Origin of the sequence: Sphingomonas sp. NFR04 (assembly GCF_900114095.1) — a bacterium.
In the GTDB taxonomy this organism is placed as follows: Bacteria; Pseudomonadota; Alphaproteobacteria; order Sphingomonadales; family Sphingomonadaceae; genus Sphingomonas.
Genome location: NZ_FORV01000001.1, coordinates 955,352 through 967,126, shown reverse-complemented (window position 1 = coordinate 967,126; position 11,775 = coordinate 955,352). Strand labels below are relative to the sequence as shown.

The following is an 11,775-nucleotide window of genomic DNA, read 5'->3' as shown; positions in this document are numbered from 1 at the left end:
CGTGCGACGTTCGAAGTTGATACTGGGCGGCGGCGCTCTGCGCCTCGACGCGCCGTTCCGGGCGCTGCTGCGCCCGGGGCGTGACGTGCTGCCCGTCTATCATCCGGAGCGGGCCGGCTGGTCGGTTGCGCTGCGCAAGCTGGCGCTGTTCACCGGCATCGTCCTGCTCGCGATCGTCTACGGCTTCCTGGTCGCGATCCTGCCGCCCTCGCTGCTGGTTGGCGCGGCCGCGCCGCTCGCGCTGCTCGCAATGCTGGTGGTGTGGGCGCTGCCCGAAGCGAGGACTGCGCCGACGCGCGCACTGGGCCGTGTCTACACCACGTTCGTGATCGTCTTCATCGCTTGGCCCAATTATCTGGCGGTCGCGGTCGGCGGGTTGCCCTGGATCTCGATGCGCCGCCTGGTCGGCTTCGTGCTGACCGGCATCCTGATGATCTGCCTGTCGATCTCCAAGCCTTTCCGCCAGCAGATGGCGGAGGTGTTGCGCACCTCGCCCTGGCTGGCGCGGCTGCTGATCAGCTTTTTCATCATCCAGTTCCTGGCCACGATCTTCTCGGTCGCGCCCGGGGATACGATCGGGCGATGGGTCCACATCACCTTCACTTCGACCGCGGCATGCTTTGCCACGATCTGGCTGTTCGGGCCCGGTGGCAAGAGCGTGCCCTGGTTTGTCAACCGGCTCGCCCTGGTGGTGTTCTTGCTGATGGTGGTCGGCGTGTTCGAGGCACGCACGCAGCACGTGCTGTGGCTGGGGCACATCCCCAGCTTCTTGCGGATCGACGATGCGGTGCTGCAGGACTTGATCCAGCCGCACATCCGCGGCGGATACCGGGTTGTCACCACCTACACGACGCCGCTGGCCTATGGCGAATTGCTCGCGCTGACGACGCCCTTCATCCTGTTTCGGATCGTCAATGCGAAGACCTGGCCGATGCGGCTGATGTGGGCGGGGTTCGATGCCTTCATCCTCTACTCGGCGGTGCTGTCGACGGCGCGGCTGTCGCTCGTCGGGTTCATCGCGGCGCACGCGCTGTTCGGGCTGTGCTGGGGCATCCACCGCTGGCGCAACGCGCGCGGGGACATGATCGGCATTTCCGCGACGATGATCTACCCGGCGCTGATGGTTGCGCTGATGCTGGCGGTGCTCTTCGTGCCGGCGATCCACATCCGCGTGTTGGGCGGCGGCGCGGCACAGGCGAGCACCGACGCGCGCAGCGCGCAGTTCCACATGGCGGTGCCGGTGATCGCCCGCCGGCCGCTGCTGGGCTACGGCCTGGGGCAGGGCGGGCGCGCGATCAACTGGCGCACCCCGGACGGCACGCTGACGATCGATCTGGGCCTCGTCGCGCTGTGCGCCGATGTCGGCGTCTTCGGCTTCCTCGCCTGGATGGGAACGTTGCTGCTGTCGGTCGTCAGCCTGTTCCGCGCGGGCTTGCGTGACGTAGCATCCCCCTTTCCCGCCGAGTTCGCGATTGCGATATCGCTGGCGGTGCTGATTTCGACCCGGCTGGTGCTGGCACAGGGCGACAATGATCCGTTGTTCGTGATCCTGTTCGGCCTGTCACTGGCGATGCTCTACAGGGCGCGCCTGCGGGATCGGGGAGATCCTGTCCCAGGGGGAATGAAGACAGTTGGTGCCGGCGAGCACTGACCGTTTCTGCCCAACCATAGGGAGAAGCTAGTGATCGACGTGACGCGTAGGTCCGCCGTCGGCGGGCTGTTGATCGGCTCATTTGCGCCTGCCGCCTGTTCGGGCGCGGCAAGTTCCGCAGATCGGGGCGCTCCCGGCGGCCGCGGCAACGGGCTGCGGCCCGGGCGGAACTGGAACGGCACGGCGGGCAGCGGCGGCACCGCGCGGGCGCAGAGCGACGTACCGCGCGGGACATTGGTACCCGATGAGCGCTTCATCGGGGGCTTCTCGGCGGCGCCCGGCCAGTGGGTCCATGGCGAAGGCATGCGCATCACGGCGCTGGGCCTGCCGCCCCAGTCCGCCAACAGCAGCGAGATCAACTATTTCAAGGAAGCCGTGTTCTACCTGGAGGGGAACACGGTCACCGTCACCGACTGGAGCGTCAACCAGACGCCGGTGCGGATGTACGACGGGCGCATGGCGCCGCAGGGGTCGATCGGCTTCGCGGTGGAGATCGGGGCCGGCGAAGGACCGGTGACGGCGGGCGACGCGATCCTCTATTGCTATCTGCGCGGCGAGCACGGGCTGGAGCGGCGGATCGAATTGCCGCTGGTGATCAATGTCGATCGCAGCCTCGATGCGAAGCGGCCGACGCGGTACGTCGACCCGGTCGACGGCGACGACAGCGCTGCCGGCACGCAGGCGGCACCCTGGAAGACGATTGCCCGCGGGCTTGCCAACCGTGGCGTCGGCGATGGCGGGCTGCTCATTCTCGCCCGCGCCGGCCGCTATGTGGAAGACCTCAACCGGGTCCCCGGCATGGGCCCGATCGACAATGCGCGCGTCATCGAAGTCAAGCCTGCCGATGGGCTGCGCCCGGACCAGATGGTGATCACGCGCACCAACCGCTATCTGCCCGATGCACGCTGGAGCATCTCGGCGCGGAGGGTGCATTTCCACGGCGTGACCGTCGACATGTCGAAATTCCCCAGGATCATGGGGGTACCCGGTACCCAGGTGGGCTTCTTCGGATGCCAGCTGCTCGATCGCGAGCGCATGTACGGCGAACGGAACGCGGCGGGGCGCAGCATCGGCCTCAACCTCTTCAAGGGCGACCCGCGGCAGCGCGATATCCTGCCGCCGCTCCCCTATCTCGGCCACGGCTTCTATTTGATGGAGACGCTATTCGAAGGGGCTGCGCCCATGGCGCCCCGGCTGTACCGGAACGTCACCGCCAAGCTGACGACGGACAGTTTCCAAGGGGGGCCCGGCTATGACGATGTCGTCATCGACGGCTATGACGCGACGATCGGCGAGCCCGCGCCCATCCGGCTGCATCTGCCCCCGACGCTGACCGTGGAGTCCGTCGCCCGCGAGGGGCAGGGGCACACCGCCATCACGGTGCGCGATGCCGGCGGCCTGTCACCGATGAAGAAGATCTGGGACCTCCAGGTCCGCATCGTGACCGGCGCCGGTGCCGGGCCCAAGCCGTACCAGCTGTTCCTCGCCGATCCCGTGACCCGCAGGATCGTCGTCGAAGGCGACCTTGCCGGCACGCTGTCGCCCGGGGACGAGATCATGTGCTACGCGATCTTCCATGTCGACTTCATGCAGCAGGGCGGGGTGCAACGGCCCAACCAGCGCGGCATGCGCAACACCACGGTCTTCCGCTACCATGCCGAAGGGCCGACGGCGCAGCTGTTCCTGACCCAGGGTGGCGTGCGGCTGCTGCCCAATTCGGTGATCACCACCGACGGCACTGCCTTCCGGATCGCGAGCCCTTCGGGGCAGAACGAGATCCTGCCCGACGATATCCTCCAGCTGCAGGGGGGCGCGCAGCCCGGCGAGTATCGCTTCGTCAAGAGCTTCGACGCCGCCACCGGATCGGGCGTGCTGCTCGAGCCCTTCAGCCGAGACCAGACCAACGCGCCGGTGGAGCGCGCCAAGACGATGACCGATTTCGTCATGGCGCTGTCTACGCTTCGCAAGACCGGTCACGGCTCCGAGATGGGCCAATTCCAGCATGGCCACCGCAATTTCCTGCTCGCGCACAACACGTTCATCAGCGAGCCCAACTGCCTGACGTTCCGCAGCAAGTTGCCCGGACACGGCCATCGCAACCATGTCCAATTGTTCAACCTGTGCACCCGGATCGGCGCCGATCTGCCCGAGTTGCCGGGCTGGGGGCTGCGGATCGAGCATGCCCATCTGCTGCGCGGCAGCCCGCGCGGCAAATTCTGCCGCGTGCGGGAGGTGGCGCTGAGCTTCGGCGAAAGGCAGCGCTACCAGCCTTCCCGCGATATTGCGCGGATCGGGCGCAAGCCGCTGATCCCGTTCGACAGCTTCGGCAACCCGGTCGACGCCGATTCGCCGGTGGGGTCGCTCTCGGTATGAGACCCGGGCGCGCCGGCCCTTGCGTCGGCGCGCCCAGGCGCTAAGCGCTGGGGCATGATCAAGCACGCCCTTTCCGTGACGCGCGACGGCGATTTCGCGCAATGGTACCAGACCGTCATCAGCGAAGCCGACATGGCCGAGGATTCGGGCGTGCGCGGCTGCATGGTCATCCGGCCCTGGGGCTATGGCATCTGGGAGCGCATCCAGCGCCTGCTCGACGATCGCATCAAGGCGACGGGGCACGAGAACTGCTATTTCCCGCTGTTCATCCCGCTTTCCTATTTCGAGAAGGAAGCCGAGCATGTCGACGGCTTCGCCAAGGAAATGGCGGTCGTCACGCACCATCGCCTCGTCCAGAAGGACGGCCGGCTGGTGCCCGATCCCGAGGCGAAGCTCGAAGAGCCGCTGGTCGTCCGTCCCACCTCGGAGACGGTGATCGGCGCGGCGATGTCGCGCTGGGTGCAGAGCTGGCGCGACCTGCCGGTGCTGATCAACCAGTGGGCCAACGTCGTCCGCTGGGAAATGCGCACGCGCATGTTCCTGCGCACCGCCGAATTCCTGTGGCAGGAAGGGCATACCGCCCACGCCACGGTGGAAGAGGCGCAGGAAGAAACCCTCAAGATGCTCGAGGTGTATCGCAGCTTCGCCGAGGATTGCCTGGCGATGCCGGTGGTCGCGGGCGAGAAGCCGGAGAATGAGCGCTTCCCGGGCGCCGTCTCGACCTTCTCGATCGAGGCGATGATGCAGGACGGCAAGGCGCTGCAGGCCGGCACCTCGCATTTCCTGGGCACTACCTTCTCCTCGGCGCAGGACATCAAGTTCCAGAATTCGGAAGGCCAGTTCGAGCTGGCGCAGACGACCAGCTGGGGCGTCTCCACCCGCATGATCGGCGGGCTGATCATGGTGCATGGCGACGACGACGGCCTGCGCGTCCCGCCGATGGTGGCGCCTTGGCAGATCGTGATCGTGCCGATGCTGCGCGACCAGCCCGAGGACGCCGCGACCATCGACTATTGCAAGTCGCTCCAGACCGAGCTGGCCAAGCTCAGCGCGCTGGGCGAGCCGGTGCGTGCGCTGCTCGACCTCAAGGCGGTCAAGGCGCAGACCAAGCGCTGGGGCTGGGTGAAGAAGGGCGCGCCGATCGTGATCGAGGTCGGCGGGCGCGACGTCGCCGGCGGCAATGTCTCGGTGATCCAGCGCAACAAGCTCTACCGCGAGGACGGCAAGCTCGATTCGCAGATCATGCCGCGCGGTGATTTCGTCGCGGAAGCAGCGGCGATCCTCGAGAGCATCCAGCAGGGCCTGTATCTCGACGCGCGCGAGCGGCTGGACGGCAACATCCGCCGCGACGTGACCGACTTCGACGCGCTGGCGGCGATGTTCGCCGATGCGGAGAAGTTCCCCGGCTGGGCCGAAGTCAGCTGGGCCAAGCCGACCGGTGCCGAGCTGGACGCGGTGGTCGAGCGGCTCAAGGCGCTCAAGCTTACCTTCCGCAACGTGCCGGGCGACGCCGCTCCGGCCGAGGGCACTTGCCTGTTCACCGGCAAGCCGGCCGTCGAGCGGATCGTGGTCGCCCGGGCATACTGAGTTTTAGATCCTCCCGGGGACGGGGAGGGAACCGCGCTGGGCGCATGGGATATCCGCGTCGCAAGGTCCGTCGTCATTCCCGCGAAGGCGGGAATCCATTGCCCTCGGCGCTGGGGGAAAGAACCGCCGCACCAGCGCCAATGGATCCCCGCCTTCGCGGGGATGGCGAAAGGTCTCAGAGGAAAGCACGGTAGCCCTTCCCCGTGACGGGGAGGATCTTCATTGACGCTGCGCCTCCATCCAGTAATCACCCTGCTCCCCTAGGGGGGAACAAGCGCATGCGGGTGGTACTGGCGACGCTGGGCACGTTGGGCGACGTGCACCCGTTCATCGCACTGGCACTCGGCATGCAGGCGCGGGGCCACACGCCCGTGTTCGCAGGCGCCGAATCGGTGCGCGGCATCGCCGAGCGGCACGGCATCGAATTCCACCCCATCCGACCCGACGGGCCGCAGCTGCTCGCCGATACCGGCATGGACGAGGGTGAGATCGCGCGGGCGATCGCCACCGATTTCGATTTCATCATCAACCGGGTGCTCGTGCCCTATGCCGAGGTGACGCTGGCGGACCTGACGCCGGTGGTCGCGAACGCGGATCTGGTGCTCGCCAGCAGTTTCTCGATCCATGCGCGGATTGCGGCGCAGGCGGCGGGGGTGCCGCTCGCCTCGGCGCTGCTCCAGCCGATCACCCTGCTGTCGGCGGAGGATCCGCCGGTGCTGACGCGCGGCGAAACCGCGCTGGTGACGCTGCGCCGCTGGTTCGGCCCGGGCGCGGTGCGGCCGCTGCTGCGGCTGGCCGAGCGCCGCTATGCCAAGGGGCTCAAGCCGTTCGCCGTGATGCGCGAGGGTGCCGGTGCGCCGCCCTTTGCGGGGAACGAAGTACTGGCAGGTCCCCTGGCGGTGGACCGGGCGATCGGTCTTTGGTCGCCCGTCTTTTCGCCTGCGCCGCGCGATGTCCCGCCCAGTTTCGCGCAGACCGGCTTTGTTTTCTACGACGGCGGGTTCGCGGGGGAGGGGCTTTCCGCCGAGATCGAGGCGTTTCTGGCGGCGGGGCCGCCGCCGCTCGTCTTCACGCTGGGCAGCATGGCGGTCTATGCCGAGGACGGCTTCTATGCGGCGAGCGCCGAGGCGGCGCGGCGGCTGGGCATGCGGGCGGTGCTGCTGGTCGGCGAGGATCTGCTGGCGCAGCATCGGCACCTCGCCGGCGATACCGTGCTCGTGGCGGGTTATGCGCCGCATTCGCAGATCTTCCCGCGCGCCGCGGCGGTGATCGGCCATGGCGGCATCGGCACCACGGGCCAGGCGATCCGCGCGGGGGTGCCGCAACTCGTCTGCCCGATCTTCGGCGACCAGTTCGACAATGCCGCGCGGATCGAGCGCGCCGGGCTGGGCCTCTCGTTGCCGAAGCGCCGCTACACCCCCGCGCGTGCATCTGCCGTCCTTGCGCGGCTGCTGGCGAGTGCCACCATTGCCGCGCGGGCGCGCGCAGCGGGGGCGGCACTCGTCGCGGAAGACGGAGTCGGGGCGGCACTCGACGCGCTGGGACTCGGCTGAGTTCGGCCGCGACTCGATTCGCTCGTCAGGGGTGGCGCGGCCGGATCTTGCGCGCTCCCGGCGCTCGTCCGGTCCCGCTTCGCAGCGAACCATGGTTACCGCGGAACCGAATCGTCCCGTTCCGCGTCACTCGGGAAAGCCGATGGCGCGGGAATGGCCCTGATTGATGGTAAACGCGCTTTTCATCATCCAAAACCAACCCCATAACGGCATAAGAGGGGCCGGTCGGGACGGCCCGATGGAGCAGAGGACGGCTGAGCGGTGACCGCATTATCACGTTTCCCGCGTTTTTTCGTGACCAGCCCGTCGCCCTGCCCGTATCTGCCCGGGCGGCAGGAACGGAAGATCTTCACCGAACTTTCCGGCGACCATGCCGGCGAACTCAACGATGCGCTGAGCCGCATCGGCTTTCGCCGCAGCCAGTCGGTCGCCTATCGGCCGAGCTGCGCGGGCTGCACCGCCTGCGCCTCGGTGCGGGTGCTGACCGACGGGTTCGAGCCCAACGCCACCCAGCGGAAATTGCTCAAGCGCTACAGCGATCTCGAAGTCACCGCCTGCAAGCCCTGGGCGACCGGCGAGCAGTACGAGTTGCTCAAGCGCTATCTCGATTCGCGGCACCCCGGCGGCGGCATGGCGGCGATGGACGAGAGCGACTATGCCGACATGGTCGAGCAGTCGCCGGTCAGCTCCTATGTCGTCGAATATCGCGAGCCTTCGGTGGACGGCCAGCGGGGTCGGCTGGTGGGGGCGTGCATCACCGACCAGCAGGGCGACGGCCTGTCGATGATCTACAGCTTCTTCGTCACCGATGACGAGACGCGGTCTAGCATGGGCAATTTCATCATCATGGACCATATCCTGCGCGCCCGCGCGGCGGGGCTGCCCTATGTCTATCTCGGCTATTGGGTGAAGGGCAGCGCGCGCATGGCGTACAAGACGCGCTATCGCCCGATCGAGGTGCTGGGGCCGACCGGCTGGTCGCTGCTCGTCGACGAAGAAGCGGTGGGGGCGATGCCGAACGCGGTGGCAGCCGCGCTGGCTTGAGCGGACGTTCGTTCAACTAGATTGTCATCCCCGCGAAGGCGGGGATCCATTGGCGCTGAGTTTGCGGTTCTTTCCCTGACGTCCTGGCAAATGGGTTCCCGCCTTCGCGGGAATGACGGTCGTAGGCCTTTGCGAGAATGGCGGCAGTCGCTACTCGCCTACTCCTCGTTCCCCAGCCGATCGACATGCAGGTCCACCGCCAGCTGTTCCTCGCCATGCCCGATGCGATGCCCGGCCACCGCCGCGGCGCCTTCGGAATCGAGGCCGACCGCCACCCGCACATAGCCGTCGTTCGGCGACATGCCGGTTACCGGATCGAACGCCACCCAGCCCAGCCCCGGCACCCAGGCCTCGCACCAGGCATGCGGCGCGCACTGGGCGTCGCCGTCAAGATGATAGCCCGAGACATAGCGCGCCGGTGCCTCCAGCGTGCGCGCGGCGGAGACGAACATCTGCGCCACGTCGCGCGACGCCTCGGCCTTGCCGGCGAACGCCTCTGCGGCAGTGAGGCCGGTATCGGGCACATCGGGCACGCAGCGGAAACGGGCATGGAGCGCTTGGTTGAGCCGGTGCAGCCGCTCGATCGGGTCGGCGGTGCTCGCGCTCACATCGGCGGCGAACGCCGCCAACTGCGGGCTGGGCGCGGTGCGCGGGGTGGTGCGCAGGAACAGGGCGGGGGGCAGCGGCTCGGGCGTGCCGCGCAGTACCCCCGCATTGTCCTGAGTCAGCACTTCGCCCGTCACCGCAATCTCGATCGCCTCGATCGGACCCTCGGCGTAGAGCATCGTCACCGCGTTGCCATAGCCATCCACCGCGTCGCGCAGCCGCGCATCGCAATCGACGCCGACCATCCAGCTCACGACCGTCTGGTGCTGGGTGTCGCAGGGCGTCAGCCGCAGCATCTGGACGATCCGGGCCTGGGGCTGGGTGAAGCGATAGACCGAGCGGTGTTCGACGGCGATGCGCATCACAGGAACCGGAACTGGCGCGCGATCGCGCCGTCGAGCAGCGCGTTCTCGGCGATGAAGGCTTCCAGATATTCGTGCAGGCCGCCGACGATGATGTCGGGCGTGCGCGCCTTCTGGACGCGGGCGAGCCGGGCGCGGGCCATGCGGTCGGCCTCGCCCTGGAGGCCGGTGCGCTTGGCGAGCTGGCTGAGCAAGGTCACGCTTTCCTCCACACAGGCGGCGAGGCTGCGCGGCAGCTCGGCGCGGCTGACCAGCAAGTCGATCACATTGTCCGGCCGCAGCCCTTCCGAATAGAGCCAGCGATAGGCGGTCACGGCGGAGACGGTCTGGAGGATCGTCGTCCACTGGTCGCGATCCACCGCGCCGCCGACGCTTTCGCCAGCGGGCAGCAGCAGGTGGTATTTCACGTCGACCAGCCGCGCGGTGTTGTCCGCGCGCTCGATCGCGGCGCCGAGCTGGATCAGCAGCGTCGCCTCGTTGCGCATCATCCGGTGGATCGCGCCTTCGAAGCCGCGCGTCTCGCCCTTCACCTGCTCGACCAGACCGAGCGTCTCTGTCGCCCCGCCGGTCGAGGCGCGGTTGGCGAACAGCCACCAGGCGCGGTTGATCGCGGTCCAGGCTTCGCGGGTGAGGGCGGTGCGCACGGCGCGGGCGTTGTTGCGCGCCATTTCCAGGCAGCGGGTGATCGAGCCGGGATTGTCCGCTTCCAGCGTCAGGAAGCGCGCGACATGCGCCTGGGTGGCGGGATGGCCGGTCGCGGCGAAGATCTCGTCGGTATAGCTGACGGTGAGGGCGCTCTGCCACGCGGCTTCGCCTGCGGGGCGGGCGGAGAGCGCGTCGAGGCGGATCGTCGCTTCCACCAGTCGCGCGATGAAGTCGGCGCGCTCGACATAGCGGCCGAGCCAGTAGAGCGCGGCGGCGGTGCGGGAGAGCATCATCATGGGTGCTGCTCCTCCACTAGATCGGCTTTCAGGCTGGCGCCCGCCAAATATCCACCGTCATTCCCGCGAAGGCGGGAATCCATTCGCCTGTGCGTTTGGGGCAGGAACGGCGGCATCAGCGCCAATGGATCCCCGCCTTCGCGGGGATGACGATGGCGAGTTTGGTGCGTGTCCCCCTCCCCGTGCCGGGGAGGATCGAAGTGGAGCCCTCTCATGCCGCGTCCCCAAGCAGGACGAAGCTGTCCTTGGTGCCGCCGCCCTGGCTGGAATTGACCACCAGCGATCCTTCGCGCAGCGCCACGCGCGTGAGTCCGCCGGGGACCACGCGCACCTTGTCGCTGCCGGTCAGCACGAACGGGCGGAAGTCGACATGGCGCGGCGCGAGGCCCTTCTCGGTCAGCGTCGGCACCGTCGACAGCGCCAGCGTCGGCTGGGCGATATAGCGATGCGGCTCGGCGGTCAGCGCGGCGCGGAAGGTCTCGATCTGCTCTTTGGTCGCGGTCGGGCCGACCAGCATGCCGTAGCCGCCCGAGCCGTCGACCAGCTTCACCACCAGCTCGGGCAGATGCTCGAGCACATATTTCAGCGCCTGCGGCTCGCGGCAGCGCCAGGTCTCCACATTGGGCAGCTTGGCCTCGCCGCCCGAATAGAAGCGGACGATCTCGGGCATGTAGCTGTAGATCGCCTTGTCGTCGGCGATGCCGTTGCCCGGCGCATTGAGCAGCGCGACGTTGCCCGCGCGATAGGCGGCGATCAGCCCCGGCACGCCGAGCAGCGAGTCCGGGCGGAAGACCAGGGGATCGAGGAAATCGTCGTCGATGCGGCGATAGATCACGTCCACCCGCACCCGCCCGGCGATCGTCTCCATATAGACGACGTCGTCGTCCACCACGAGATCGGCGGCCTCGACCAGCTCGACGCCCATCGAATCGGCGAGGAAGCTGTGCTCGTAATAGGCGGAGTTGAAATGCCCTGGCGTCAGCACGACGCACACCGGCCGGGCGCGGCCGAGCGGCGCCACCGAGCGCATCGTCTCCAGCAGCATGTCTGGATAGCTGTCGACCGGCGCGACGCGGAAATCGCGGAACAGCTCGGGGCAGAGCCGGATCATCGCCTCGCGATTCTCCAGCATGTAGGAGACGCCGGAAGGCGTGCGGGCATTGTCCTCCAGCACGTAGAATTCGTCGGGCCCGGTGCGGACCAGATCGATCCCGCAGATATGCGCCCACACCCCGTGCGGCGGGCGGATGCCGGCGACTTCGGGGCGGAACTGCTCGTTGTGCAGGATCAACTCGGGGGGGATGATCCCTTCGTCGAGGATGCGCCGCGCGCCGTAGATGTCCTCCAGGAAGGCGTTGATCGCCTCGACCCGCTGGACCAGCCCGTCGCTCAGCTTCTGCCATTCGCGCTGCAGGAACATGCGCGGCACGATGTCGAAGGGGATGATCCGTTCGGCCGCGTCGCTGTCGCCATAGACGGCGAAGGTGATGCCCAGCTGCCGGAAGGCGGCCTCGGCGGATTGCTGGCGGCGTTGCAGCTCTTCGGGGGGCGTGTCCGCGATCCATTGCGACAGCGCGGTGAACGCCTCGCGCGGCGCCTCCGGACCGCCATGTCCCCAAATCTCGTCGAACGCCCCCAGTGATCCCATCGAAGCTCCC

8 protein-coding genes are annotated in these 11,775 nt (G+C 67.9%); 5 read left to right on the top strand and 3 right to left on the bottom strand.

Going from position 1 to position 11,775, the window contains the following annotated elements:
- Position 1 precedes the first annotated feature (1 nt).
- The 5 genes from BM009_RS04375 (at position 2) to BM009_RS04355 (ending at position 8,208) form a co-directional block, all read left to right on the top strand.
- Positions 2–1,651 carry an O-antigen ligase family protein gene (locus BM009_RS04375; RefSeq protein WP_139216531.1) on the top strand — a complete coding sequence of 550 codons (1,650 nt, stop codon included), beginning with the start codon at positions 2–4 and terminating at the stop codon, positions 1,649–1,651.
- 30 nt (positions 1,652–1,681) lie between these two features.
- Positions 1,682–4,024 carry a hypothetical protein gene (locus tag BM009_RS04370; RefSeq protein WP_139216530.1) on the top strand — a complete coding sequence of 781 codons (2,343 nt, stop codon included), beginning with the start codon at positions 1,682–1,684 and terminating at the stop codon, positions 4,022–4,024.
- Between the two features lie 54 nt (positions 4,025–4,078).
- A complete protein-coding gene (locus tag BM009_RS04365; protein ID WP_093294103.1) occupies positions 4,079–5,611 on the top strand; it encodes an aminoacyl--tRNA ligase-related protein in 1,533 nt (510 codons plus the stop codon).
- Positions 5,612–5,889: 278 nt separating this feature from the next.
- Positions 5,890–7,164: a glycosyltransferase gene (locus BM009_RS04360; protein WP_093294101.1), complete on the top strand. Its 1,275-nt coding sequence runs from the start codon at positions 5,890–5,892 to the stop codon at positions 7,162–7,164.
- Between the two features lie 261 nt (positions 7,165–7,425).
- Positions 7,426–8,208: an arginyltransferase gene (locus BM009_RS04355; protein ID WP_093294099.1), complete on the top strand. Its 783-nt coding sequence runs from the start codon at positions 7,426–7,428 to the stop codon at positions 8,206–8,208.
- A 158-nt stretch (positions 8,209–8,366) separates the two neighbouring features.
- Here the strand turns inward: BM009_RS04355 and BM009_RS04350 are convergent, their stop codons facing one another.
- The 3 genes from BM009_RS04350 to BM009_RS04340 all read right to left on the bottom strand — a co-directional run bounded on the left by BM009_RS04350 (position 8,367) and on the right by BM009_RS04340 (position 11,765).
- Positions 8,367–9,176 (bottom strand): transglutaminase family protein, encoded by an 810-nt coding sequence (locus tag BM009_RS04350; RefSeq protein ID WP_093294097.1) that lies wholly within the window; start codon positions 9,174–9,176, stop codon positions 8,367–8,369.
- Positions 9,176–10,111 carry an alpha-E domain-containing protein gene (locus BM009_RS04345; RefSeq protein WP_175487909.1) on the bottom strand — a complete coding sequence of 312 codons (936 nt, stop codon included), beginning with the start codon at positions 10,109–10,111 and terminating at the stop codon, positions 9,176–9,178. The genes BM009_RS04350 and BM009_RS04345 overlap by 1 nt, the downstream gene beginning before the upstream one ends.
- 217 nt (positions 10,112–10,328) lie before the next feature.
- Entirely contained in the window at positions 10,329–11,765 is a 1,437-nt protein-coding gene (locus tag BM009_RS04340) for a circularly permuted type 2 ATP-grasp protein (RefSeq protein WP_093294093.1), read from the bottom strand.
- Positions 11,766–11,775 lie beyond the last annotated feature (10 nt).

What these genes read in the sequence shown, in the direction of transcription:
- BM009_RS04340 (WP_093294093.1), bottom strand. Translation starts at nt 11,765, where the DNA reads ATGGGATCACTGGGGGCGTTCGACGAGATTTGGGGACATGGCGGTCCG.
- BM009_RS04365 (WP_093294103.1), top strand. Translation starts at nt 4,079, where the DNA reads ATGATCAAGCACGCCCTTTCCGTGACGCGCGACGGCGATTTCGCGCAA.
- BM009_RS04345 (WP_175487909.1), bottom strand. Translation starts at nt 10,111, where the DNA reads ATGCTCTCCCGCACCGCCGCCGCGCTCTACTGGCTCGGCCGCTATGTC.
- BM009_RS04350 (WP_093294097.1), bottom strand. Translation starts at nt 9,176, where the DNA reads ATGCGCATCGCCGTCGAACACCGCTCGGTCTATCGCTTCACCCAGCCC.
- BM009_RS04360 (WP_093294101.1), top strand. Translation starts at nt 5,890, where the DNA reads ATGCGGGTGGTACTGGCGACGCTGGGCACGTTGGGCGACGTGCACCCG.